Below are 26282 nucleotides of genomic sequence, written 5' to 3'. Positions count from 1 at the left end.
TTTGTTGACGTCGCGCGGGGCATCTCACTAGTCTCGCTCGCATGTTCTGTTCCACGACAACTAACGGACCGGCACCAGCGACTCAACCGAGTCATGCGGCTGGCACTCACGGCGTGAAAAACGCTGCGTGGTTCGGTTGTGTGGCGATCGCGGTCTTGATGGCCTGTGGTTCGACGGGTTGTGCGACCGCTCGCTATTTGCAGGACCGGCCGATCCGCGACAACGCTCTCGAAAATTCGCTGCAACTGCTGCGTTGGCGTGGTCCCGAGATCAGCGAGCGGACCCAACACACTCTCCGACGTTATGGGCTCAGTGAAACGTATGAGAGCGATAGCAACATTTGCATCCATCAACTGCGCACTCTCAATCGTCAGAATCTCGACCCTGAATTGACCTACGCCGTTTCCGAACTGGCGTACGTGGAAGGTAAGAAGGCCGAGCGTATTGGCCGCACCAGTGACGCGATGAACCACTACGGCATCGCGCTGACGACAAGTTACCGATACCTCTTCGGCCCCCAGCTCGCCGAAGTCCGCAACCAATACGATCCTCAGTTTCGCGCTGTCTGTGATCTGTACAACGAATCGCTCGAAGACCTGCTTCGCGTGCTGTGTGCCGAAAACCGCTTGCGGCCGGGCCAGACGTATACGATTCAAACCGCGGATCGTAAGTTTGTCATTCGCACGGAAATGCGAGGGGCGTGGAAGCCGGATGAATTCGATCGCTACGAATTTGTCAGCGATTTCGACATCAAAACGCTCCGCAATCGGCACACCACCTTTGGGCTCGGCGTGCCATTGGTTGCCGTCCGCAAACCTCGCGGGCCCAACGATCCACGCGAGAAATATTATCCCGAAGGTCTCAGCTACGCCGTCACCGCACTGCTGCGTTGCTCGACGGGTAACGCGGGCGAGTACGCCGCCTCTGGCGATCTGCTCCCATCACACGCCGCATCGCCAAACCAACTCCGCTTGGCCAGCCACAGCGTGCCGAACCCGTACGCGGCTGACGATCCGAACGAGACACCCGTCTGCGTGCTCGAGTTTTTCGATCCGTTGCGAGCCAATCAAATCAAACTGGGTCCCGATTGGGTCCCCCTCGAAACCGACCTGACCACGCCGCTAGCCTACTTCCTCGACAGCCCCGAGTATCGCAAACGTGACCGCGCAACCGAAGGGTTGCTCGACCCAGATGACGCACAACAAAAGCGTGGTCTGTACATGCTCGAACCGTACGACCCCAATCGCATCCCGGTGCTCATGGTGCACGGATTGTGGTCGAGTCCGTTGACGTGGATGGACATGTTCAATGACCTGCGGAGCTTCCCGGAAATCCGCCAACGCTATCAGTTTTGGTTCTACCTCTATCCATCCGGACAACCCTTCTGGCTCAGCGCGACTCAACTTCGCAGTGATCTGTTCGCGATGCGACAGACCTTTGATGCGACCGGTCAAGACCGCGCCATCGATAACATGGTGCTGGTCGGACACAGCATGGGCGGTCTGATTTCGCGGATGCAGACGATCGATAGCGGCGATGACTTTTGGAACATCGTCAGCGATCAACCGAAGGAAAAACTGCGGGGGCCACAGCAAGACGTCAACAAACTCGTCAGTGCATTGGAGTTTCGCCCTAACAAATCGATCAGCCGCGTGATCACGATTGGTACACCGCACCGCGGAAGCGACCTGGCGAACTCCGCGACGCGTTGGTTGGCGGGCAAGATCATCAAACTGCCAAAGATGGCAATCTCAACGAGTACCCGCCTGACTCGTGCCAATCCCGGCTTCTTTCGCGATACACGATTGTTGACCGAAGCCAATGCGGTCGATTCGCTCGCACCCGATTCACCGATCTTTCCTGTCATGTTGAGAGCGAAGACATCACCGGACATTCGTTATCACAACATCATCGGCGTACTCGATGATCCACCGATGCTAGCAGGACGCAATTACAAAGGCGATGGAGTGGTCGAGTACACCAGCGCGAAAATGGAAGACGTGCAAAGCGAACTGGTCGTCGACGCGACGCACACGAGTTTGCATATGACTGGTAAAGCGATCTTCGAAGTGCGACGGATTTTGCTCGATCATCTTCGAGAAGTCGATTCGGAAGATCGGCTCGCCTGGGACGCACCGACACGCACCCCTTTGATCGCCGACGGTGCCACGGGGCTGATCTCCGATCCGCGATTCCGTTTCGAAAAACCAGCGGGTTCTCAAGCCATCTTCCGACTTTCGGGGAGCAGCAACGGCTCTGCCACCAATCTTAAATAACCGGATTGCCTGCAGCAGCGTTTCCGTTGCAGGGGATAAAAACGCGAACGCTTCCTACCCGGCCATTGATGAGGGGAAGTAAGCAGAAGCCTTGCGGTCGCTTCGATTCCGTGTTTGGCAAATGGTGAGTCACGAAGTAACGACATCCAAAAGCCACGAGTGCCGGTCCGTGGTTTGCGTTTCGCGCAGCTCAGTATCTCCAAGACCGACAATTGCGAATGTAACCCGCATACGGAACCGCAGAGAGACTGTGAAGTTATTAGTGTGGCCGTTCGCTCTGCGAACGAGCGTTCCCGTAAGCTTCGTTGGCGGGGGACGTCGATTTAATTACTGCGGGATTTCAAAAGTATCGGAACGGCGCGAGCCGTCCGGTAACGCGGGACCGGACGGCTCGCGGGCTGTTGTTTTATTGAGCCGACGGCCTAACGGCTAGTACGCGCCCATTGGAGGCCCGCAGCTAGCGCTGTCGGCTCACTAATTTTTGCGAAACGCCTAACACAACAGCCCGCTCGCGCCATTCCGCTAAAAAGAGACGTTCCAAGCAAACGGCCACATTGCTTCGCCCCCGGCGTATAGATTCACAGGCTCAGAGAAACTCAGCTACGTGAGCGGCGAAAACTCCACTACGTCTGCCGGAAAGCATCGCTATTCAGTTAATAGTCGAACCAAATGCCCCAGCCGAGATACTCTTCGTTCTTCTGGAAGAACTCGAACTGACTGGTCGGGCCGTCTCCGTACTGCAAACCGAATCGCAGTCGCCGATCGGACTTCGGCCCCTGGTATTGCCAACCCGCTTGCAGCGTCGTGGCCATGTGAAACTCCGTCGCTTCACGGAATCCGAAGTTAGCTGCCGCGAACGGAGCCATCGCGTTTCGCTTGCGAGGCGGCGAACTCCACTCAACCCCGGTTTGATATTGCATGCGTTTGGCGCCACCGGAGAATTTCACCGCGATCGCAGCTTCCCCGTAAACTCTCACCGGTTCGATCGGTTGGTGACTGACCCCATAAATCAACGATTCGGTGACATAGTTGATTCGTTCGAACGAGGGGTTGCGAATCATGTATTCATCGCCCACGTGAGAACTCAAGTGAAAATAACCAAACTTCATCGCCCACGGACCTTCTGACCACGTGATCAACGTTCCGAAGCGGAAGTCCATCGACTCGACATCTTCGGAGTTGAGCAGATCTAACCGGGTCATCACGGCTCCCTCGAGATCCCATTGCCACCCTTGAGGGTTTTTCGCGTCGTCGGTCCCATACCGCAAAAAGCCGACACGGCCGCCGAGGGTTGCGTCCCAAAAGTAGCCGCCGTTGTCATCGCCAAACAAGATCGCGGAAATCCGTGGCTCTTGCGGGCCGGCAAGATACGAGTGGTAGAGCAGACCGTCAGGCAACAACCGCCAGTCACGCTCCTGACTGCCAGGCAGCGACCCTGAAATCGCCTCAACGACGGATTGCTGCATCACGTCGTCGGGCAAATCCGATGACCATGCGTCGAGTTCGTTCGGAGCGGCACCGTCATTTGCAGGCGAATTGAGGCTGGATAGCGAGACGGCGCTATCGTAATCGTTCCACGAGGCCTCATCGGCAGGCAGGTCGAACGATTCCTCCGCCCCGCCCAGGCCAGAGCCCACGCTCTGGGTCAGCAACAGGGGTAACTGATCATAAGTCGACTCGCCCGCGTCGCTAGAAAGTGTATGGATTTCGGGCTGCTCGGCGATGCCTACGGAAGCAAACGCTAACGCAATGCCTCCCATCAGCGCCATGGCACCGCTCCGTAACACACTCATTGCAACGAACCTTCCGGTTTTTTTAGGTTCACACGCTGCACGAAGCGCGACGTGCCAAGTGAAATGAGGTGCCACGCAGATAGCAATCGCCCTGACGCTTTACCGTTCTCTGACGAAGATACAGATTGTATCAATCGGAATAATTACCGTCCTGACGTGAATTTTTCCGCCGATTTCCGGTCCCGTGCCAGACACGCGAGATCACTCTGGAGGGCGAAACTGACCGTGAGCAAAGTTCGATAAGACGCCCTAGGGACTGGCTTTTTGACGCACCCAGCGTACAATCAACCGTACCCACCTGGTGTTGTGCCAATTCGCAATCGGGCATCATTCCCGATTCCGCCCCTGCCTTCCAAGTCGCAACTCCCCCTCCCACCATCAAAGTCCGCGGCAACGTTCTGACAACGTTCGCCCCGTCTGCGACACAGCATGAATCAGTCCTCCCTCGCACTGACGCTCTTTGTCATCTCGGTCGCGTGGTCGTTGACCGCGGCGAGCCCGGCATCCGCAATCGACGATCCATCGGACGATCAAGTCAAGCTGGGAGCCTCAATCTTTGCCGGCCAATGTTCGAGCTGTCATGGAAACAATGGCGAAGGCACCGAAGAAAACTATCCGGATCCGTTGACCGGCGACGCCTCGATCGGTGAACTTGCCGAACTCATTTCCGACACGATGCCTGAAGAGGATCCGGATCAGTGCGTCGGTGATGACGCCAAGGCCGTCGCCACTTATATCCACCATCAGTTCTACAGCGAAGCCGCACAGCTGCGTAACCGCCCTCCGCGGTTAGCGTTGCAACGTTTGACCGGCGACCAGCTACGCCAAAGCCTCTCGAACTTGTACGGCGTCTTCTCCCAAATCCGACGTGACGAATGGAACGCGCGACAAACCGAAAATGGGATGGAAGCAAAGTATTACACCGGGACGAAATGGGACGACAGGGATCGCAAGATCACTCGCACCGACCCGCAGATCGATTTTGATTTTGGCGTCGACGGTCCCAAGAATGTTGACGGAAGCGACGCCGGAATCGACGGCACGAACTTCCATACTCTCTGGAGTGGCGGCATTCGGGTCGAACAAACCGGTCGCTATGAAATCGTTGTCCGCAGCACGACGTCGTTCGAATGCACATTCGCTCACGATTCCTACAAGCTGATCGACAATCACGTCCAATCGGAAGGACGCAATGAGTTCCGCCGCTCGTTGTACCTCACCGGTGGCCGCACCTATCTGATCACGATCAATCTGAACCAACGCAAACGCAAAGGCGCAACGCCCCCGTCGAGCATCTCGCTGTCGTGGGTTCCCCCCGGAGGTGTCGAGGAAATCATTCCGTCGCGTTATCTCGTTCCCGGTTGGGTGCCACCAACACTGCGACTGTCGACGCAAATGCCTCCCGATGATCGCACCTACGGATTCCAACGAGGCATCTCAGTCGATCCCACGTGGGACGACGCCGTCACGTCGGCAGCACTCGAATTCGCCGATCGCGTGATTGACGAAGCGTGGCCCGACTACCGAAAGCAAAACAAAAAGAGCAAGCTCTCTCGCGACGAGCTACTCCGCGAGTTTCTGACGCAGCTAATCGAAGTGGCTCATCGGTCGCCGCCAAAACAATCCGATGCCAACCGAATCGTCGACATCGTCTTGAAAGAGAACGAAGTCGAAGCGGACCGCATCCGTCATGCAATCCTGTTGACGATCAAATCCCCTCGCTTCCTTTACCCGTCAATTGATCGTGACCGCACACGTTCCTGGCGGGCGGGTGTTCAACTCTCGCTCGCATTGCATGATTCATTGCCGGGTGATCGATGGTTGGTTGACAAGATCAACAAGAACGAACTTGAGAACGCCGACCAACGACGTCGCACTGCCATCCAACTCGTTGATGACGCTCGCACGCGTGCCAAAGTCCGCGAGATGTTTCATCATTGGCTTGAAGTGACACCGACGGATGATCTTCGCAAAGACGAAGAACGGTTTGCCGGTTTCGATGCATCCGTCGTCAGTGACCTGCGTCAATCGCTAGATCTGTTCATCGACTCGGTCGTGTGGAGCGAAGCGAGTGACTACCGAGAATTGATGGCTGCCGACTGGACGATCACGTCACCGCGTTTGACTGAGTTTTATGGCGACGCATGGAAACCGTCTGAAGATGAAGCGAGCCCCCAGGTCGATCGCTTTCGTGCGTCCGTCCGCGATCGCCAGACACATGTCGGCGTTCTGACGCATCCACTCGTGATGGCAAAATTTGCCCATCATCAAACGACGTCACCGATTCACCGCGGCGTGTTCTTAATCCGACACGTGATGGGGCGAACGTTGCGACCTCCCAATTCCGCCTTCGCGCCGCTGAGCCCTGACTTGCATCCCGATTTGACAACGCGTCAACGCGTCGAATTGCAAACCAGTCCCGCGAGTTGCCAGATTTGTCACGCAAAGATCAATCCACTCGGATTCGCACTCGAACATTTTGATGCCGTCGGTCGTTACCGAAAGACCGAAAACAGCAAACCGATCGATGCCTCGGGCGGATACACAACACGAGACGACGAAGATATTCAGTTCGGCAACGCTCGGGATTTGGGCGATTACGTTGCCTCCAGTCCTGACGCGCAAACCGCGTTCGTGTCGCGAGTCTTTCAGTACTTCGTCAAGCAGCCGATCGCTGCCTATGGTCCCGATCGACTCGACCAACTCACACGGAAATTTCGCGAATCAAATTTCAATATCCGCAAACTTCTTGTTGAAGTTGCCATGATTTGTTCAGAAGATTGAGAGAGACAAACGCACGGGGCAAACTGTCCTCACTCGTGCCACGCCTTGAACACACAGGGCACACCGCTCTGCCGAATCGTTACGAAGTCCTTCACTCCCATTCGAAGATTGCTATGCGTCAATCACGGCGTCGCTTCCTAAAGCAAACCGGTATCAGCGCCGCAGCGGCTCATTTTGCGATGAACCTGCCGAGCCTCGCTCTCGGTGCTGAGTCGACCAACCGCAAACGTTTGGTGATTGTGTTCAGCCCCAACGGCGTCATCCCGGATCATTTCTGGCCGACGGTAGGCAAAAAGGAGAATGAGGCCGCGATCGAATTCAAGCGAATTCTCAAACCGCTCGAACCGTTTCGTGACCAAACCGTCACCATGCACGGCCTTTGCAATCAGATCAAAGGTGACGGTGACGGGCACATGCGAGGTATCGGTTGCTTGCTCACCGGCGTCGAACTCTTCCCCGGTGACATCCAAGGCGGCAGCGATACGCCGGCGGGATGGTCACAAGGGATCAGCATCGATCAATTCCTTAAGAACCAATTGCAAGCCGATGCCAAAACGCGAACCCGATTCGGTTCGCTCGAGTTTGGCGTCATGGTCCCCGACCGCGCCGACACGTGGACGCGGATGTCCTACAGCGGACCGAACCAACCGGTCGCGCCGATCGACGACCCTTACAAAATGTTCGACAAACTTTACGGGCAAGCCAAGAACCGGGAACTGCTCGCCAGCGTTCTGGATGACTTGACCGATGACTTCCGCAAACTCGAAAAGATGGTCAGCGTGGAAGACCGCAGACTGCTCGAGCAACACCAAGCCCTCGTTCGCAAAGTCGAAAAAGATCTCAAAGTTGAGCTAGCTGCACAGACGACACAGATTGGTCATGCCGTTCCTGAACTGCCCCCCAATGTCGAAGACCAAAACGACAACATGCCCGAGATCACGCGGATGCAAATCGAGTTGCTGGTCAACTCGTTTGCCGCCGACTTCGCCCGCATCGCCACGTTCCAAATCACCAACAGCGTTGGCGGTGCGAAGATGCGTTGGCTCGACATCAACGAAGGGCACCACGCGATCTCGCACGAACCCGACAGCAACGAGAAGTCGTACGAACAGTTGATTCAGATCAACACATGGTATTGCGAACAAGTCGCGATGCTAGCCCAACGTTTGAGCGACACGCCTGAACCGGGTGGCGAAGGATCGATGCTCGATCACACCACCATCATCTGGACGAACGAACTCGGCAAAGGCAACTCACACACCCGAGACAACATCCCGTTTGTCTTGGTCGGCGGCGGACTCGGCATCCAAGGAAACCGAGCGATCGATTTCAAACGGACACCTCACAACCGGTTCCTGATGACGATCGCCGAACGAATGGGGTTCCCACAAGCATCCTTCGGCAACCCCGACTTCTGCGGCGACGGTGTCCTAACCGGGGTCTAAACATCACGGAGTGTCAACACGTAGGTCCACCTCTCGGGACATCGATTGTACAACTGCAGGATTTCAAAAGTAGCGGAATGGCGAGAGCCGTCCGGTCCCGCGTTACCGGACGGCTTGTGCTGTTACGCTACTTTTGAACTTCTGCAGTAATTAAATCGACGTCTCGAGGCGAAGCAATGTGGCCGTTTGCTCCGCAAACGAAGCTTGCGGGAACGCTCGTTCGCGGAGCGAACGGCCACACTCATTACTTCACGGCCTGTCCGAGGCTGACGTTAAGCGTGCGACGGACGTCCACGTCCGTCGCACCAAACTTAAAGCCGGGCCGCTGCCCGCACGTTACGCGTCCGGTTCGTACGCGAGGTTTGGCGAAAGCCAACGCTCGACGTCTCGAATCGCCCATCCTTTGCGTGACGCATAAGACTTGATCTGGTCTTTCGTCACTCGGTCGACCGAGAAGTACCGTGACTCGGGATGAGCGAAATACAAACCACTGACCGCGGCACCTGGTGTCATCGCGAAGCTTTCGGTTAACTCGACACCAGTCGTCTTTTCCGCATCGAGCAGGTCGAACAACGTCCGCTTTTCGGTGTGGTCGGGACAGGCCGGATAGCCCGCCGCCGGACGAATCCCACGATAGGCTTCGGCGATCAGTTCTTCACGGGTCAAGCTTTCTTCGGAACCATAACCCCATTCGATTCTCGCCCGACGGTGCAACCATTCAGCGAGTGCTTCGGCACATCGGTCGGCGACGGCCGATACCATGATCGCGTTGTAGTCATCGTGTTCGGCACGGAACTTCGCCGCGAGGGCCTCGGCACCGATCCCCGCCGTGACGACGAATCCGCCAATGTAATCTTCCCGACCGCTATCGACCGGAGCGATGTAATCGGCGAGTGACCGGTAATCCTTTTGCCCCTTGCGTTCCCATTGCTGACGCAAGCAATGGAAGCGAGTTTTCTCCGTCGTGCGAGATTCGTCGGTGTAGACGATGATGTCATCGCCATCCGAGGCGGCAGGAAAAAACCCATACACAGCGTTGGCCGTTAAAGAATGATCGGCGAGGACACGGTCGAGCATCGCGTTGGCGTTCTCGTACAACTCTTTGGCTTGCTCACCCACGACCGGGTCTTTGAAAATTTTGGGGTACTTCCCTTTCAGTTCCCACGTCATGAAAAACGGCGACCAATCGATGTAGTCACGGATCTCCGAAAGATCGATGTCTTTCAACACTTTCGTGCCCGTGAACTCTGGTTTGTCGATTCGCACCGATGCCCAATCCGTTTGGTAACGATTGGCAAATGCGTCGGAGTAGGGAACGAGTTTCTGTTGACGGTCACGATAGCTTGCCGCGAGTTTAGCCTGCTCGTTCACATTCGCTTCCAAGAACGCGTCACGCGAATCACGGCTGAGCAGTTTCTCTACCACACCGACGCTTCGACTCGCGTCAAGAACATGAATCACGGGAGACTCGATCACCGGCGCGATACGGACCGCGGTGTGCTTGGCACTGGTCGTCGCACCGCCAACCAACAACGGCAACGTGATTCCTCGCCGTTTCATCTCGCGTGCGACGTGAACCATTTCGTCGAGGCTCGGTGTGATCAGACCGCTGAGGCCGATCATGTCGACATTCTGTTTGATTGCTTCGTCGAGAATTTTTTCAGCCGCGACCATCACGCCCATGTCGATGACTTCGTAGTTGTTGCACTGCAACACCACACCGACAATGTTTTTACCGATATCGTGAACGTCACCCTTTACGGTTGCGATCAGGAATTTCCCGCGGGCGGATTGGTCTTGAGTGCCGTCAGCGATCTTTTCCTCTTCCATGAAGGGTTCGAGATAGGCGACCGCCTTCTTCATCACGCGAGCCGATTTGACGACCTGCGGCAAGAACATTTTGCCTTGGCCGAACAAGTCACCGACCACGCTCATGCCGTCCATTAACGGACCTTCGATGACGTGCAGACAACGGTCGTAGTGCTGGCGTGCCTCTTCGGTGTCCTCGACAATGTACTTGTCGATCCCTTTGATCAACGCGTGCTTCATCCGCTCAGCAATGGTGCCTTCACGCCAAGTGAGATCCTCGCCGGTTTTCTTCTTGCCGCTACCTTTGACGGTTTCGGCGAATTCCAACATCCGATCCGTCGCGTCGGGACGCCGGTTCCACAAAACGTCTTCGACGTGATTTAGCAGATCTTTGGGAATCTCTTCGTAAACTTCGAGCTGTCCCGCGTTGACAATCCCCATGTCCAAACCTGCCGCGACGGCGCGGTACAGAAACGCACTGTGGATCGCTTCGCGAACCGGATCGTTACCGCGGAAACTAAAACTGATATTGCTGACCCCGCCACTCGTCTTCGCACCCGGGCATTCTTTCTTGATCCGGGCGACCGCGTTGACGAAGTCGATCGCGTAGTTGTTGTGTTCATCCATGCCCGTCGCGACGGTCAAGATGTTTGGGTCGAAGATGATGTCTTCGGGGGGAAAGCCGGCTTGATTGACGAGCAAGTCATAAGCCCGTTTGCAGATTCGGACTTTATTGTCTTCATCCGCGGCTTGGCCCTCTTCGTCAAACGCCATCACGACTGCGGCAGCTCCGTATTGGCGCACCAAGCGGGCACGACGCAGGAATTCTTCTTCGCCGTCTTTAAGCGAGATCGAGTTCACGATCGCTTTGCCTTGCACGTTGCAAAGCCCCGCTTCGAGCACTTCCCACTTGCTGCTGTCGATCATCACAGGCACCGCCGCCACGACATCGTCGCTGGAGATCAACCGCAGGAACCGCGTCATCGCTTCGGCACCGTCTAGCAATGCGTCGTCAAAGTTGACGTCGATGATCGTCGCACCGTTTTCGACTTGCTCGCGCGCAACTTCGACCGCTTCCTCATATTTCTCGTCGCGGATCAAGCGTGCGAATTTACGACTGCCGGTCACGTTGGTACGTTCGCCGATCATCGTGAACGGAATCTCCGGCCGCATCACCATCGGCAATTGGCCCGACAATCGTGTGTAGACGGGACCGGGGGTCTCTTGCTTGGGTTTGGCTCCCTTGGTCCGTTCGGCCATCGCGCGGATGTGATCGGGCGTCGTTCCGCAGCAACCGCCGAGAATGTTCAGCCATCCGTTGTCGACCCATTCGCCGACCTTCTCCGCCATGATCTTTGGACCGAGGTCGAACTCACCCATGTCATTGGGCAACCCGGCGTTGGGGTGGCAACTGATCGGGACGCCTGCGACGTGAGACAATTCCTCGATGTGAGGACGCATGATGTCTGGGCCGAGAGCGCAGTTCATGCCGACCGAGAGCACGGGAAAGTGATTGATCGAAGTCCAGAACGCTTCGACGCTCTGTGCACTGACGAACGTTCGTCCGCCATCGGCAAACGTACCGCTGACCATCACCGGAACGCGGCGTCCGCCCTCATTGAAGAATCGCTGGATCGCAAACAAACACGACTTCAGGTTCAACGTGTCGATCGCGGTTTCGGGCAGCAAGATGTCAACGCCCGCCTCGACCAACGATTTCACTTGGGCGTAATAGCTATCGGCCATTTCGGTGAACGTGGTGTCACGGTGAGCCGGATCGTCCTGCGTGCTGATCGCGAGTTGTTTCGTCGTCGGGCCAATCGACCCGGCAACGAAGCGTGGCTTATCCGGCGTCCGGTCGGACCACTCTTCGGCCGCCCGACGGGCACACGCCACCGCGGCGTGGTTGATCTCATCGACGAGTTCGAGCGGTAGATCAAACTCGATCATTCCGACCGGCGAGGCCCCAAACGAGTTCGTTTCAACGATATCGCTGCCCGCTTCGAAATAGGCAGAGTGAATCGCGGTGATCTTGTCGGGGTGAGTCAGACAGAGGATATCGGAAAAGTTCTTGAGATCTTTGTGATGATCGGCAAATCGCTCGCCCCGCACGCCAGCTTCATCGAGTTTCAGCCGCTGAATCATGGTCCCCATGGCACCGTCGAGCAGCAACACGCGTTCACGAATCAGTTCGGCAATCTGTTGGTCGGTCGAGGAAGATAGCAACATGTCTTATTACGGAGGGGCCGTTAAAAGAAGAAAATAGTGGGGAGTTCGACTACCAGCGACCGGGTGGAGACCGGCCTACTTGGTGAGAGGTCTTTTGAACCGCTATCATCATTCCCCATTAACAATTGAACAACCCAACACAGAGGTTTTCCGGCGATGCTGATCGATTCCCACCACCATCTATGGAAATATGATCCGGCAGAATACGGGTGGATCAATGACGAGATGAGCGTCTTGAAGCAGGACTTCCTCGCCCCCCAACTGAGAGAAATAGCTGGAAGTAACGATATAGACGGGTTTGTCAGCATCCAGGCTCGGCAAATCGTTGCGGAAACACGGGATTTATTGAAAATCGCGGCCACCGAACCGCTCATCCGTGGCGTCATCGGCTGGGTGCCGTTTGCCGAACCGGATGTGGCGTCGGCGATCGATGAATTCGCTGATAACGGCTTGCTCAAAGGATTTCGGCACGTCGTCCAGGACGAACCCGACGACCGATTCCTCGATGGCACCGATTTCAACGCCGGCATGCGAAATTTGGCCGGACGCGATCTCGTCTACGACCTGCTCGTCTTCCCCAAACAATTGCCCGCGGCAATCGATTTCGCCGACCGGCACCCGGACATCCCGATGGTGCTCGACCACATCGCGAAGCCCGCCATCGAGTCGGCCAACTTCGACGAGACCTGGCGGCGCGACTTCTGCGAACTCGCCCGCCGCGATCATGTCAGTTGCAAATTTTCGGGTGTGGCGACCGAAGTTCGCGATCCCAGTTGGTCGATCGAGACGCTTCGTCCATATTGGGACGTCGCCCTCGAAGCTTTCGGGACCGATCGCCTGATGTATGGCAGCGATTGGCCGGTGTGCCTGCTCGCTACCGAGTACACCCGGTGGCTCGACACGGTGCGTGAACTCGCCGCCCCGCTGAGCAACGACGAGCAAGAAAACTTCTTTGCCGGAAACGCCACGCGTGCCTATCGACTCGCGTAAGCACGCAGCGTTTTGTTAGCGAGGATTTAGATTCCTCGCACCAACCGCGACAGCAGCCCGCCGATGATCGCCGAGCCTGAACCCGTCCGGTAACGTGGTGCCGCCGCAATCGGAGGCGAGACCGGATGAGAAGGCACCGCCCTGCTCAACGTATTGCCACCGCGTGAGGAGGGTCCATACGGCAGCCCGACATCGTGTCGCGCAATCGCCGGGTATCGCGAGTCGTAGCCGCGACTGCGTGAGTCGATCAGCGGATTTCGATTGATCGAATGACCATGATCATATCCCGGCAACGAACCGTACCCGGAACCGGCTCCATAGGCGGAACCGTAACGTGGAACTGGGATGCGTTGCATCTCTCTCGCCAGTGCCGCAAAAGCGAACTCGGTTTCGTTCCAACAATCGCCCAACGCCGCCTGAACATTCGATCGCCGATTGCCAAATACGGCCGACTCAACCGCCGAGTGTAAAGACTGGACTTCGTTGAACTCATAGGACAACCTTGAGACATCGTTGGCGCGTTGAGCTGCCCTTTCAACATTCGCCGATTGATCCGCGAGCCGATCGATTAATCTCAAAACAAACGGATCAACCCCTCGCAACCGGTTCGCTTCCTCGAGAAAGTGATCAACCGAGTGATGATATTGCTCAGCGGCTTGGTACAGCGAGTGAGCTGTCGGTTGCCCGAACGATGACGAGTACCTTTGATCGTATTGGCTGGGCACGCGGTTGGACTGATGCAGCGAAGAGGCAGAACCGTAGTACTGAGCATCTGCGTGAGTGGCGGCGATCACGATCACAATGAACGCGGCGACAACCGAACCGATTAAACGTTTCATATTCTAAGAACTTTCATTGCCCCGGTGCCTTTCGCAAATCGAAAGCACCGGCAGGGTAGAGAGAAGCACACTTCCGTGTTGAGAGGTCGCCTTCTTCGTCGTCGGCAAACAATGCCTCTTAATGCGAGCGTCGTGCCAGAGAGGTGCGAGAAAAGGGAACCTCGACCGCTAAGACGTTACCAATGAACGACTTACGACGCTTTTCCGAATTCCGCCACGGCGAAACGGCATGTCGAGAGTGCAATCGCATTGACAACGCGAACATCTCAAAGAGATCCGTCTGACAACACTCTGCCGTCAATTACACCACAGGGCAGAGGATCTCTGAAAAAGAACGCTGCTCATGCAAAGTAGCTACGTTCGCCAGAACGTGGCCCACCGTCTGGCGACGGTGGCTACGGCAAAAGACGACGGGTCAGGGCTGGTCCGGATTCGGGATCGGACGACCGTGAGGGTCGATCGAGGGCGAGTCGGTTTGTTCGTCGAGTTGATCCTGCATCTCACGATCGGTGAAGTGTTCGAGCCGGTCGGCTTTCGCGTGCAACCGTTCTTCGGCGACGTCGACTTTCGTAACCAAGTACTGTTCCCACAACCGGTGCGAACGCACGATCGTTTCGGCTTCGCGTCTCCCGACTTCGGTGAGCACCGGCAATCTGGCTTCACCGCCACCTTCAGCTGGGCCCGAATCTGCCCCGCCGTCCTTTGCACTGACCGGCCTCACGCGACCTCGCCAAGTCAAATATCGCATCGCCCACTTCACCGCCAACCGATTGGTCAACAACGTCTCGGCGACCCAAGGCACCGTTTGGGCCAGCGGCGCGGCGGTCACCGCAAACGCTGAGCCAGGCGCCGTCGCCGGATGACCGCCGACTTCGCGTGCCGATTCTTCGATCCGATACAACAACGTCAAAACATCGTCGGCCAGGATGGTCCATCGCAACCATTGCTGACGCACCCATCGCGGCAGAAACCCTTGTTGGGGCGCGAACAGGAACGCGACCATGAACGCGACCCCCGTCGCGACGCTCATCATTCCCGCCGTGGTGGTGCTGCGGAATCCGAACCACGAGGGCACGACGATCGCCATCACATGTCCGCCCCACGCCGATACCGCCGCGATCAAACACGATAGGATCACCATGGTCCGCAAACGATTGGTCAGCAAGTACGCCGTCGCGGGCGGAACGATCAGCATCGCGACGACCAAGATATTGCCGACGCTTTCGAAACAGGCGACGGCAGTGATCGCGACCAACGTCATCAGGACATAGTGGATCAGGTTCGCTGAAAAACCGCTCGCCGTGGCCAGGGCCGCATCAAACGTCGAGATCTTCAGCTCTTTGAAAAACAGCCCGACGAACAACGCGTTTACCAACGTCACGATCGACAAGACCACCACCACCCGCGGCACCGCAAACGGCAATCCGGGCACCTCCCATTTGTCCAACGGAGTTTGCTCGATCGCACCATAGAGCACGCAACCGGGATCCAAATCCACACGATCGGCTGCCACCACGATCATCAACAATCCGCTCGCAAACAGGGTCGTGAAGACCACGCCCATCGATGCGCCCTCGTCGACCTGACCACGGTGGTGGATGAAATCGGATAACAACGCCGTTAAGACACCCACGATCACGGCGCCGACAAACATCCAAACACTACTACGCGATCCCGAAATCAAGAACGCTCCCGCGAGCCCCGGCAACACGGCGTGTGAGATCGCATCGCCGAGCAAACTCATCCGCCGCAGCAGTAAGAAACAACCGAGCAACGACGAGGCGACCGCGCACAACATCCCCGCTGCCACGATCCAACCGTCGAGCTGCCAATTCCAGTCGAACCCCATCATGACCCGACCCCACCGGCGTGAGGATCATCAGGCATGCGAGTCTTGCCGAGTTCTTTGTCCAACAACGTTTCCAACTCGGCAACGATTTCCGGTTCGAGCACGTGTTCGATCGCATCGGCATCGCGGTCGACCCGCTGGGGGGCGATGTCGGCGTATCGAATCAGGTACAGCTCCCACAACCGGTGACGGCGCGTCAACCGCTTCGCTTCGGTCTCGCCGCGATCGGTCAAGGCAAACTCCATTTTCGAAACATTCTCGGTGATCCATCCGTTACGTGATGCCTGTTCCAGCATCCGGCGAAGTCGCTTGCGTGACCAACTGCGCCGTTCCAACAGTTCTTCGTAAGGAACCGAGACTCGATCCGGATCGTGCTCGAATATCTCGTACAGTTCCCGCAACAAGTGCTGATGATCGATACTTTCATTGAGTTGGCGACGACGCCAAAATCGCACCAACACGCCACGCTGGGTCCCGATCAAGAAACTAACGAGGAAGCCTAGACCCGCCGCTAAAACAATCATTGCCCCCGAAGGCAACCGAGGCAGCATCGCACTGACCGCGGCGCCGACGAACGATCCGGTCATCCCTAAGAGCGACGCGATCACCATCATCACCACCAAGCGGTCCGTCCAAAACCGCGCCGACGCCGCCGGAATCACCAACAACGCGATCACCAAGACCAATCCCACGGCCTGCAAACCTACAATCGTGACCACGACCACGACACTCATCAGCACGATGTCGAGCAGCACGACTGGATAACCACGCGCGCCCGCAAACGCCTCGTCAAAACACAACAGTTTGAGTTCCTTGAGCAACGCGATGCAAACCAGCACACACAATGCCGACGCCGTCGCGATCAGTCGCGCGTCACTCTCCGTCATCGTCGCGGTCTTACCGTAGATGAACGACTCGAGCCCCGCCGCATTCCCTCGATTCATCTGCGTCACGATACCGAGCATCGCCACGCCGAGTCCAAAAAAAACACTCAGCACGATTCCTAACGCGGCATCCTCTTTGATCCGAGTCATCCGGCGGATCAACAGGATCGAGACGATCCCAAACAGCCCCGACACCGTCGCACCGGCGAGCAATAGCGGCAACGATTTGCCATCATAGCCGAGCGCCGTCGCGACCAAAAACGCGCCGGCGATTCCCGGCAGCGCCGCGTGCGCAAGCGCATCACCAACGAGGGCGCGCCGACGCAGCAACGTCAAACAGCCGACGAGCCCGGCAGCAAAACCAAGAATCGCGGTGCCAAAAATGACCACCCGGGTGTTGTGGTCTTGCAGGCTCAGCACGCGCCAAAGGTGCTCGCTCAAATCCCCCGCTCCCGTCGTCGCATCGCTTCGGTCGCCTCATCGAGCAACGTCAAACGTCCGCCATAGGTCTTCTGCAGATTTTCGTTGGTGAAGACGTCTTGGGTTCGCCCTGTCGCGACCACTCGCATGTTCAACAACACAACATGATCGAAGTAATCCGGCACGCTTTGCAAGTCGTGATGAATCACGACGGCGGTCTTCCCGTCCGCTTGCATCTGCTTGAGCAATTCGACAATCGCCGCTTCGGTCGCCGCATCCACTGCCGCGAGCGGTTCGTCCATCAAATACAAATCCGCGTCCTGCACCAACGCGCGTGCCAGAAACGTTCGCTGCTGCTGACCGCCCGACAATTGACTGATTTGTCGATGCGCCAGATCGGCGATCCCGACCCGAGCCAGCGCCTCGCGGGCGGCGTCCCGGTGTTTCTTCCGAATCGGCAAACACCAACCCACTCGCCGATACAAACCCATCGTCACGACATCGAGTGCGTCGACGGGAAAATCCCAATCAACGCTCTCTCGCTGAGGAACATAACCGACTCGGTGCAACGATTGGTGATACGGTTTCCCGAACACTTCGACCCGACCCGACGCCCGCGGAATGAGATCCATGATCGCCTTGAGCAGCGTGCTTTTGCCGGCCCCGTTGGGACCGACAATGCCGACGAGTTTGCCCTGTGGGATATCGAACTCGACATCCCAAATTACAGGCTTGCGGTGGTAGGCCACCGTCAAATCGTCAACGGATAACGCGATAGGATCCATTCGCAGGAAAACTGTGTCGGAAGGACGAAAGAAAAGGAGCCTCGGACACCACGGAAAGCGTGGGCAGTCCGACTTGTTGCCCAGTATAGAAGAAACTCGCTGGCGAGTTTGCTTATCCGTTGCGAATCAGCCACCAACGCAACATGTTGCCAAGACCGGCTCGATGCCCCCGACCTGAATTTCGGCTTACTCCATCAGACACCGCCCCGCCGCAAACGGCCTGCCTGCCCATCCCGTCTGGCGTCGGCAATGCTTCTAACTCGGCTACTCGCCCGCTTTGGCGTCGAATTGCCCGTTCTCGATCTTTTCCCGGAGTTCTTTGCATCCCTCCGATGGCGTACTGCACATCGAACAACGCGACACGCCATCGGGATCCGTTCGTGCGTTCAAACCGCCGCACGACCCGCCGATACTTTTGCGTCCAAACATCACGCCCACCGCCATCGCGATCAACATCGCGGCAAACCCGATCCCGGTCAGCACCAGGATTGGCATCCATCGTGTACCAAAGCCGGGGTCGGCCGGCGCCGCTTGCGCGGTCATCGCTGTCGCCATCATTCGCTCAGCGACCACCGCCAGCGAGCCCGTTCCCATCACATTCATCTGGATCCCTTCATTTTGGTTTGGTACGTCTGACTGAGTCACATCCGCCACCACGCCGCGGGTAATCAGCAACGTATCTAAGTTATTCTCATTCGCCAAATCGACCGCCATCTCCGGTCCAACCACGTTGAGCGCCGTCGCCCACGCATCCGCCGCCATGCATGTCGGTGCAATCACCGTGACCGACGCCAGATCGTGACGCACCGGCCGGCGAGTCACCGGATCAATTGTGTGCGAATAGCGTTCCCCGTCGACTTCGAAGAAGTTCCGATAATCGCCGGACGTCGCCATCGCAGAATCCTCCATCGGATGAGCGAGCACGATTTCGTTGCTCGCCGCGTCCGGTTTTTGAATGCCAACTCGCCACGGCTGGCTACCGCCGGCGGATTGTTTCGCCCCCGTCACCCGGACTTCGCCGCCGATTTCGACGAAAACGTTCTTTGCTCCGAGGCTTAACAGTAACTCGACCACGCGATCCACGCCGTGTCCTTTGGCGATCGCCGACAAATCCACTCGCAGCTGAGCGATGTCCTTCTTCAACGCTGGCGGATCACGTCGCACGGCGAGATGCTGTTGTCCAATACGTTGCCCAATCTCATCGAGCTCCTCGTCGCTGGGAACGTCTCGATTGCGTTTGCCGGGACCAAAACTCCAACGATCCACCAACGGTCCCACCGTGACATCGAATCGTCCGTCCGATGCGGCGCCCACTTCGAGTGCGAATGCGACCACGTCAGCGGTTTCTTGGCTGACATCAAACCAATCCGTCGACGTGGAGGCATTGAACCGGCTGAGCTCACTCGACTTCAAATAAGTCGACATCTGATCGTTAACGCGGCGAAGTTCCGCCTCGATTGTCAGCGCAGCCTCCGACGCCCAATCGTCACCGGGTGGCGGGTCGGAGACTTTTACCGAGTACGTCGTTCCCATCGTCGCGCCGCGGAAGACCAGCACCAACGGCGAGGAGGCTTCGCCAGACGAATCGCCCGCAAACACCCTCTGCCCGGCGATGAAACCGAACGGCGTGATTCCGATGAGACACATCGTGATGACAATAAAAAACGCGACGGGTGAGTAACCTCGTCGCGTCATGCGATTTCGTTCAGACATGGATGCCTTTATCTAGCCACCGAAGTCGTCATAGGCGATGTTCTCAGGCTCGACACCCAAATCGTCGAGCATCTTGAACACGGCCGCGTTCATCATCGGTGGACCACAGATGTAGTACTCGATGTCTTCGGGTGCGGGGTGTGTCTTGAGGTAGTTGTCCAACAACACTTGGTGAATGAACCCGACATACCCGTCCCAGTTGTCTTCGGGAGCAGGCTCGGACAACGCGATGTTGAATTTGAAGTTCGGGAACTCCTTTTCGATCTCACGGAAGTGATCGACATAGAACAACTCGCGAGCACTTCGACCGCCGTACCAGTAACTGACCTTCCGATCGGTCTTTTGGCGTTTGAACAATTCAAAGATGTGACTTCGCAGCGGAGCCATACCGGCACCACCACCGATGTAGACCATCTCCGCTTGGCTGTCCTTGATAAAGAACTCACCATAAGGACCGCTGATCGTGGCCTTGTCGCCCGGCTTGAGCGAGAAGATCCAACTGCTCATCTTACCGGGAGGCGTTCCTTCGGGAGCGCGGGGCGGTGGCGATGCGACCCGAATGTTGAGCATGATAATGCCCTTTTCGCCGGGATAGTTGGCCATCGAATAGGCACGAACCACAGGCTCGTCGACTTTCGACACGTATCGCCAGATCTTGTATTGATCCCAATCTGGGTGGAAGCGTTCTTCGATATCGAAATCCTTGTAGTGAACCTCGTGAGGAGGACACTCGATTTGGATGTAACCGCCGGCGCGGAAGTTAACTTCTTCGCCCTCGGGGAGTTCGAGGACGAACTCTTTAATGAACGTCGCAACGTTGTTGTTGCTGCGGACGGTGCATTCCCACTTCTTGGTTTCGAAGGCTTCCGGCGGCACTTCGACCTTCATGTCTTGCTTGACCGCCACCTGGCAACTCAGTCGCTCGCCTTCGGCGGCTTCTTTCTTGTTGATGTGTCCAGCTTCGGTGGGCAGCAGATCGCCACCGCCCTCTTCGACTTTGACTTTGCACTGAGCACAGGTACCACCGCCACCACAGGCACTCGACACGAAGATTCCCGCGTCAGCGAGAGCGCCGAGGAGCTTCCCGCCCGCGGGGACCGAAATTTCTTTCTGATCGTTGATCATGATCTTGACCAGACCGGAAGAAACGAGCTGTTTCTTAGCGGCCAAAATCAGCAACACCAGCGCCAGCACGATGAGCGTGAACATCGCGACGCCGACGGCAACGATCGCACTCGCTGCGGCACCGATCATAAGGGTAGACGTAAACATCAGGAAAGACTCACTGCCATGAATTGTGTGGCGGAACAGAAGACGCCGGCCACCGGGTTGTTTCTTTGTTTGACTACCGCCGTTGGTCGGCGGCCCCACGCCCGTGACGAGCGTGGTGATGGGTTGCCCTCCACGCTCTGGATCGAGCGTGATGAGCGATTAAAGCTGGATTCCGCTGAACGACATGAACGCCAACGACATCAATCCAACCGTAATGAACGTGATCCCTAAACCACGCAGTGGCGGAGGAACGTCCGAATATTTGAGTTTTTCGCGAATCCCCGCCAGAGCCATGATCGCCAACGCCCAACCGACGCCGCAACCAAAACCGTAGGTGCAAGATTCAGGGAACGAGTAATTGCGTTCTTGCATGAACAACGACGCACCGAGGATGGCACAGTTCACGGTGATCAAAGGCAAGAAAATCCCGAGTGCGTTGTAAAGCGACGGCAGGAACTTGTCCAAGAACATCTCGAGGATCTGAACCAGAGCCGCGATCACACCGATGAAGCTGATGAACCCGAGGAACGTCAGGTCGACTTCGGAGAAATTGATTGTCGACTCGGGAATGAACCCGTTCGCCCAGCCCAGTGCACCTTTCTTGAGCAACAACGAGTAGATCAACTGGTTTGCGGGCACCGTGATCGTTTCAATCACGATCACCGCGATCCCCAGACCGATTGCAATTTTGACGTTCTTGCTAACCGCGAGAAACGTGCACATGCCGAGGAAGAAGGCCAACGCCAAGTTCTCGACGAATACCGCCTGCAAGAAAATGCTGAGGTGAGTCTCAAAAGTAGCCATAGCTTTCTCAGGCCTCTTCGATTTGTTCAGGTTTGTTAGCTCGGATCACCCAAATCATGATTCCGATAATGAAAAACGCACTCGGCGGTAAAAGCAACAATCCGTTCGGAGCGTACCAACCGCCGTTGCGGTCGAGTTGCAAGATCGTTTGACCGAACAACGAGCCACTGCCAAACAGTTCGCGGAAGAACGCGACGACGAGCAACACGAATCCGTATCCCATGCCGTTACCTAGGCCATCGAGGAAACTGATTCCCGCGGGGTTCTTCATCGCAAATCCTTCGGCACGTCCCATCACGATACAGTTGGTGATGATCAGCCCCACGAACACCGAAAGCTGCTTGCTGATATCGAACAGGAACGCCTTGAGGAACTGGTCGACCACGATCACGAGCGATGCGATCACGGTCATCTGAACGATGATCCGGATGCTGCTCGGGATGTAAGACCGAATCGCACTGACGGCGAGGTTACTGAATGCGGTCACCGCCATCACGGCGAGAGCCATCACCAACGATGTTTCCATCTTGGTCGTCACCGCGAGAGCCGAGCAAATACCAAGGATCTGCAGGGCGATCGGGTTGTTGTTGATTACGGGATCGACGAGCACGTCGATTGGTTTTTTGGACATTGTTTTATGCTCCAACCTTGTTCGTCGAGTTATCGGGCTGCGAGGCCGCAGCGGTTTGATCCGCAGTCGATTCTTCTTTGAGTTTCGCGCCGAGCTTTTTCAAGAACGGACCGTAACCTTGGTCGCTGGCCCAGTACTGGACGAGGGCCGTGACACCACGACTCGTGATCGTCGCACCCGACAAGCCATCGACACTGTATGGGTCGGTTTCGGGAGCAGGCCCCTTAGCGACCTGGGCGGAAGGCTCACCGTTTTCGTTGTAGAGCTTCAAACCGTTCCACTGCTCTTTCCAGGCAGGGTTATCGACTTCACCACCGAGACCAGGTGTCTCTTTGTGTTGATAGAACGTGATCCCTTGGATCGTCTCCAAGTCACTCTTCAATGCGAGGTAACCGTAGAGCGTTCCCCACAAGCCTTTACCGTAGATCGGCAGAACGACTTGGCGGATCGGACCTTCGCCGTTGCGACGGACGAAGTAAACCTTCATCGACTTGGGACGACGATCTTCACCCGGATCGTAAGGGTCCGGAACGATCTCGATGCTCAACGTCGGATCAGTGGAAGCTTCGACGAGATCGAACTTGGTCGGGTCCAATTCGTTGTTGAACTCACCCGTATCGAGATCGACCATCTGCTCGCTAACCCAGGTGTAAAGGTTATCGATCTCTTTCTTCGACAACTGCGATGCGGGCTTTCCGAACTCATCGGTCGGCAGTCCGGCAGCGTCAAGGATGTTCTTTTGCTGGTCGAGCACTTCGTTGGCAATCTGGTAAGGACGCAGCGCGACGGCCGCGGCACTCACGGCGAGCGAACAAACGACACACAACAGCGTCGCGATCAGGATCGTTCCTGGTACGGAATCTTTAGCTGGCATAGCGGGCGACCCTCCGGCGGACGTTGGCTTGGACGACAAAATAATCAATCAAGGGAGCGAACACGTTGCCGAACAGAATCGCCAACATGATTCCTTCAGGGAACGCGGGGTTAATGACGCGGATCAGAACGGTCATAAAACCGATTAACGCCCCGTAAATCCATTTCCCTTTTTGGGTCATCGAGGCACTGACCGGGTCAGTCGCCATGTAAACCAACCCGAAGGCGAGTCCACCGATCACGAGGTGCCAGTAAAACGGAACTTCGAACATCGCGTTGGTTTCGCTGCCGACGGCGTTGAGCAACAAACTCGTTGCGACGACACCACCGATCACTCCCAACATGATCCGCCATGAACCGATGCCGGTCGCGACCAGGATCAACGCACCGACGAGGCACAGCAGGGCGCTGGTTTCGCCGACACAACCTTGGATGGTTCCGAGGAACGCGTCCATCCACGTGATCGAGCCGGTTTCGCCCCACACGTACTGAACGCTGCCGAGCGATTCGATCGCTCCTTTTTCGACGACTGCCATTTGGCCCAGAGCGGTTGCACCGCTGAACCCATCGACGGCCGTCCAAACTTTGTCACCGCTGATATCACCGGCGTACGAAAAGTACAGGAACGCCCGTGAGGTGAGTGCGACGTTGAGGAAGTTACGCCCCGTGCCACCGAACACCTCTTTGGCGACAATAACACCAAACGCGATCCCTAACGCGACCTGCCACAACGGGATCGATGCGGGCAGCGTCAGCGGGAACAACAATCCTGTTACCAAGAATCCTTCGTTGATTTCGTGGCCACGCAGCACCGAGAAGATCATCTCAATGTGACCGCCGACAAACATGCAAACGAAGTAGATCGGGATAAAGAAAATCGCCCCGTACACAAAGTTGTCCACGAAACTGTTCGGGTTATGCCCCAAACCAATCGCCTCGTGAACCGTGTGATGCCAATCGAACTCAACCGGCACGCCGGCTTCATTCATTTGCACGATCGCCGAGTTCGCTTGGTAACCGGTGTTCCACATCCCGAACAACGTCACCGGGATCAACGCCACGACGACCATGATCATCATGCGTTTGAGATCGATGGCGTCGCGAACGTGCGTCCGGCCTTCGGTGGTTTCACCAGGCGTGAACAGGAACGTGTCGATTGATTCGTAAATGGGGTAGGCTTTCTCTAAGATCCCCCCCTTTGCGAAATAGGGGTGAACGCGGTCGAAAGCGTCACGCAGTGGTTTCATATTGATTTAGCCTTCACGTTCGATCGTGGTCAAATTTTGTCGCAACAGCGATCCATATTCGTATTTGCCGGGGCACACGAACGTGCACAAGGCAAGATCTTCTTCTTCAAGTTCCAACGCACCGAGAGCCTGCGCCGAGTCGGTATCGCGGACGATCAATGATCGCAGCAACTGCGTCGGCAGGATGTCCAACGGCATCACTTTCTCATAAGTACCCAACGGCACCATCGCACGCTCGCTACCGCCCGTGGACGTCGTGAACGCAAACTTCTGCGAAGGTTTCATCGCCGATGCGTAAACCCGCGTGACTGAATACTTGTCAAAGCCCGGCATCTGCCAGCCCAAGAATTCTCGATGGTCACCTTCTTCGATCACCGACACCTGCTGGTGGTAGCGGCCGAGATAGTTGTGAGGTGCCGTCGCGGCGTGACCATACAAAACGGAACCCGAAATCGGACGCAGTTTGCAATCCTCTTCGACAGAACCTTCGAGCAGGTCGTCGATGCAAGCACCGACACGAGTTTCGATCAAGCGAGGCTGTTTCACCTTCGGACCCGCCAGCGAGATCACGCGACGCGGATCGAGGCGTCCGGATTGGAACAGCGAACCGATCGCGATCACGTCTTGGTAACCGACATACCAAACTGTCTTGGTCGGACCGACAGGATCCAAGAAATGAATGTGTGTGCCAGGAAGCCCGGCCGGGTGAGGGCCGGCGAACTCGGCGAACGTCACGCCCGAGACTCCTTCACCAGGAACGGAAGCACCCTCAGCCTTGCAAACATAAACGTTGCCGGCACCGAGTTGGGTGAGAGCCTGCAGGCCTAGCACAAACTGATCTTTGCGTTCGCTCACCACGACCGCGGGATCAGCGGCTAATGGATTGGTATCAATCGCGGTGACGAAAATCGAACTCGGCTTCGACCCGATCACAGGAACTTTGCCGAACGGTCGCGTGCGGAACGATGGCCACAGACCGCTCTCGACGAGCACTGAGGTGACCGCTTCACCACCGATCGCGACGGGATCTTTCTCGCGTGCGTTCTCGAATACCACCGCGTCGTCACCGTCGACCGAGATGACGATCGATTCGAACTTCCGCTTCGCGCCGCGGACAACTTCCGAGATGGTCCCTGACGCGGGCGACGTATAGATTACGCCCGGTGTCTTTTTGTCTTCAAAGAGGGGCTGACCGAGGGAAACACGATCACCGACGGAAACCAGCATCGTCGGCTTCATTCCGACGTAGTCGTCACCCAACAATGCCACGGTACGAACCAACGGACCGGCTTCGACACGCTGCTCGGGACAACCGAGAATGGGTAGATCAAGGCCTTTTTTGACGACCGTGCGGTGTTGAGTAGCGGGCATGAACGCAAACACTTTGTGAAAAATGTAACAAAGTCGGATTGAGGGAAAGCTCACCGAAGTGAGCTTTGTGCGACACTATTACACAGCGATCTAAATTTGACAACGGCATTAGGAACGCAACTCGGGGTGATTTTGAAGGCCGCTTCACGACGGCAACCTAACAACCGGTAAGCGCGTCACTGTGTCCCATCAGTTACCATCACCGCAGAATCGAGATGAATGATCACTGGTGCACAAACTGAAAAACGCCGCGATCTCAAGGGTGCCT

At 56.7% G+C, this 26282-nt stretch carries 17 protein-coding genes; 4 read left to right on the top strand and 13 right to left on the bottom strand.

Features of this window, described 5'->3' with window-relative positions:
• Positions 1-158: 158 nt before the first annotated feature.
• Positions 159-2276, top strand: coding sequence for an alpha/beta fold hydrolase (locus tag NB063_RS16345; protein WP_250929855.1), 2118 nt, complete (start codon positions 159-161; stop codon positions 2274-2276).
• Positions 2277-2929: 653 nt separating this feature from the next.
• Here the strand turns inward: NB063_RS16345 and NB063_RS16340 are convergent.
• Positions 2930-4069 carry a DUF1207 domain-containing protein gene (locus NB063_RS16340; protein WP_250929813.1) on the bottom strand — a complete coding sequence of 380 codons (1140 nt, stop codon included), beginning with the start codon at positions 4067-4069 and terminating at the stop codon, positions 2930-2932.
• A 429-nt stretch (positions 4070-4498) separates the two neighbouring features.
• Between NB063_RS16340 and NB063_RS16335 the strand changes: the two genes are divergently transcribed.
• Positions 4499-6853, top strand: coding sequence for a DUF1588 domain-containing protein (locus tag NB063_RS16335; protein ID WP_250929812.1), 2355 nt, complete (start codon positions 4499-4501; stop codon positions 6851-6853).
• Between the two features lie 113 nt (positions 6854-6966).
• Complete coding sequence (locus tag NB063_RS16330) at positions 6967-8298, top strand: DUF1552 domain-containing protein (protein WP_250929811.1); 1332 nt, start codon at positions 6967-6969, stop codon at positions 8296-8298.
• A 336-nt stretch (positions 8299-8634) separates the two neighbouring features.
• Here the strand turns inward: NB063_RS16330 and metH are convergent, their stop codons facing one another.
• Complete coding sequence (gene metH / locus NB063_RS16325) at positions 8635-12336, bottom strand: methionine synthase (protein WP_250929810.1); 3702 nt, start codon at positions 12334-12336, stop codon at positions 8635-8637.
• A gap of 156 nt (positions 12337-12492) precedes the next feature.
• Between metH and NB063_RS16320 the strand changes: the two genes are divergently transcribed.
• On the top strand, positions 12493-13326 hold the full coding sequence (locus tag NB063_RS16320; protein ID WP_250929809.1) for an amidohydrolase family protein: 834 nt from the start codon (positions 12493-12495) through the stop codon (positions 13324-13326).
• A 26-nt stretch (positions 13327-13352) separates the two neighbouring features.
• Here the strand turns inward: NB063_RS16320 and NB063_RS16315 are convergent, their stop codons facing one another.
• The 11 genes from NB063_RS16315 to NB063_RS16265 all read right to left on the bottom strand — a co-directional run bounded on the left by NB063_RS16315 (position 13353) and on the right by NB063_RS16265 (position 26014).
• Positions 13353-14165 carry a hypothetical protein gene (locus tag NB063_RS16315; RefSeq protein WP_250929808.1) on the bottom strand — a complete coding sequence of 271 codons (813 nt, stop codon included), beginning with the start codon at positions 14163-14165 and terminating at the stop codon, positions 13353-13355.
• Between the two features lie 415 nt (positions 14166-14580).
• Complete coding sequence (locus NB063_RS16310; protein ID WP_250929807.1) at positions 14581-16017, bottom strand: metal ABC transporter permease; 1437 nt, start codon at positions 16015-16017, stop codon at positions 14581-14583.
• The gene (locus NB063_RS16305) at positions 16014-17339 is read right to left on the bottom strand and encodes a metal ABC transporter permease (protein WP_250929806.1); all 1326 of its coding nucleotides are present in this window, start codon (positions 17337-17339) and stop codon (positions 16014-16016) included. Before NB063_RS16305 ends, NB063_RS16310 begins: the two co-directional genes overlap by 4 nt.
• Positions 17336-18103, bottom strand: a complete 768-nt coding sequence (locus tag NB063_RS16300; protein WP_250929805.1) for a metal ABC transporter ATP-binding protein — start codon at positions 18101-18103, stop codon at positions 17336-17338. Before NB063_RS16300 ends, NB063_RS16305 begins: the two co-directional genes overlap by 4 nt.
• Before the next feature lie 264 nt (positions 18104-18367).
• Positions 18368-19816, bottom strand: coding sequence for an FAD:protein FMN transferase (locus NB063_RS16295; protein WP_250929804.1), 1449 nt, complete (start codon positions 19814-19816; stop codon positions 18368-18370).
• A 12-nt stretch (positions 19817-19828) separates the two neighbouring features.
• On the bottom strand, positions 19829-21088 hold the full coding sequence (nqrF, locus tag NB063_RS16290) for an NADH:ubiquinone reductase (Na(+)-transporting) subunit F (RefSeq protein WP_250929803.1): 1260 nt from the start codon (positions 21086-21088) through the stop codon (positions 19829-19831).
• 159 nt (positions 21089-21247) lie between these two features.
• Positions 21248-21892 (bottom strand): NADH:ubiquinone reductase (Na(+)-transporting) subunit E, encoded by a 645-nt coding sequence (gene nqrE / locus NB063_RS16285; protein ID WP_250929802.1) that lies wholly within the window; start codon positions 21890-21892, stop codon positions 21248-21250.
• 7 nt (positions 21893-21899) lie between these two features.
• Positions 21900-22523 (bottom strand): NADH:ubiquinone reductase (Na(+)-transporting) subunit D, encoded by a 624-nt coding sequence (locus NB063_RS16280; protein ID WP_250929801.1) that lies wholly within the window; start codon positions 22521-22523, stop codon positions 21900-21902.
• Positions 22524-22527: 4 nt separating this feature from the next.
• The gene (locus NB063_RS16275; protein WP_250929800.1) at positions 22528-23397 is read right to left on the bottom strand and encodes a Na(+)-translocating NADH-quinone reductase subunit C; all 870 of its coding nucleotides are present in this window, start codon (positions 23395-23397) and stop codon (positions 22528-22530) included.
• Positions 23387-24643 (bottom strand): NADH:ubiquinone reductase (Na(+)-transporting) subunit B, encoded by a 1257-nt coding sequence (locus NB063_RS16270; protein ID WP_250929799.1) that lies wholly within the window; start codon positions 24641-24643, stop codon positions 23387-23389. Before NB063_RS16270 ends, NB063_RS16275 begins: the two co-directional genes overlap by 11 nt.
• A 6-nt stretch (positions 24644-24649) precedes the next feature.
• Positions 24650-26014 (bottom strand): Na(+)-translocating NADH-quinone reductase subunit A, encoded by a 1365-nt coding sequence (locus NB063_RS16265; RefSeq protein WP_250929798.1) that lies wholly within the window; start codon positions 26012-26014, stop codon positions 24650-24652.
• Positions 26015-26282: the final 268 nt, after the last annotated feature.

The organism is Aporhodopirellula aestuarii, from assembly GCF_023701485.1.
GTDB classification, from domain to species: domain Bacteria; phylum Planctomycetota; class Planctomycetia; order Pirellulales; family Pirellulaceae; genus Rhodopirellula; species Rhodopirellula aestuarii.
Note: the sequence above shows the minus strand (reverse complement) of the source record. Positions and strands in the feature narration are given on the sequence as shown.

Bases quoted from the DNA above. Each gene is read 5' to 3' on its own strand.
- NB063_RS16345 (WP_250929855.1), top strand. From the start codon at position 159: ATGGCCTGTGGTTCGACGGGTTGTGCGACCGCTCGCTATTTGCAGGAC.
- NB063_RS16340 (WP_250929813.1), bottom strand. From the start codon at position 4,069: ATGAGTGTGTTACGGAGCGGTGCCATGGCGCTGATGGGAGGCATTGCG.
- NB063_RS16295 (WP_250929804.1), bottom strand. From the start codon at position 19,816: ATGTCTGAACGAAATCGCATGACGCGACGAGGTTACTCACCCGTCGCG.
- nqrF (WP_250929803.1), bottom strand. From the start codon at position 21,088: ATGTTTACGTCTACCCTTATGATCGGTGCCGCAGCGAGTGCGATCGTT.
- NB063_RS16320 (WP_250929809.1), top strand. From the start codon at position 12,493: ATGCTGATCGATTCCCACCACCATCTATGGAAATATGATCCGGCAGAA.
- NB063_RS16270 (WP_250929799.1), bottom strand. From the start codon at position 24,643: ATGAAACCACTGCGTGACGCTTTCGACCGCGTTCACCCCTATTTCGCA.
- NB063_RS16310 (WP_250929807.1), bottom strand. From the start codon at position 16,017: ATGATGGGGTTCGACTGGAATTGGCAGCTCGACGGTTGGATCGTGGCA.
- metH (WP_250929810.1), bottom strand. From the start codon at position 12,336: ATGTTGCTATCTTCCTCGACCGACCAACAGATTGCCGAACTGATTCGT.
- NB063_RS16315 (WP_250929808.1), bottom strand. From the start codon at position 14,165: ATGAAACGTTTAATCGGTTCGGTTGTCGCCGCGTTCATTGTGATCGTG.
- NB063_RS16300 (WP_250929805.1), bottom strand. From the start codon at position 18,103: ATGGATCCTATCGCGTTATCCGTTGACGATTTGACGGTGGCCTACCAC.
- NB063_RS16335 (WP_250929812.1), top strand. From the start codon at position 4,499: ATGAATCAGTCCTCCCTCGCACTGACGCTCTTTGTCATCTCGGTCGCG.
- NB063_RS16275 (WP_250929800.1), bottom strand. From the start codon at position 23,397: ATGCCAGCTAAAGATTCCGTACCAGGAACGATCCTGATCGCGACGCTG.
- NB063_RS16330 (WP_250929811.1), top strand. From the start codon at position 6,967: ATGCGTCAATCACGGCGTCGCTTCCTAAAGCAAACCGGTATCAGCGCC.
- nqrE (WP_250929802.1), bottom strand. From the start codon at position 21,892: ATGGCTACTTTTGAGACTCACCTCAGCATTTTCTTGCAGGCGGTATTC.
- NB063_RS16280 (WP_250929801.1), bottom strand. From the start codon at position 22,523: ATGTCCAAAAAACCAATCGACGTGCTCGTCGATCCCGTAATCAACAAC.
- NB063_RS16265 (WP_250929798.1), bottom strand. From the start codon at position 26,014: ATGCCCGCTACTCAACACCGCACGGTCGTCAAAAAAGGCCTTGATCTA.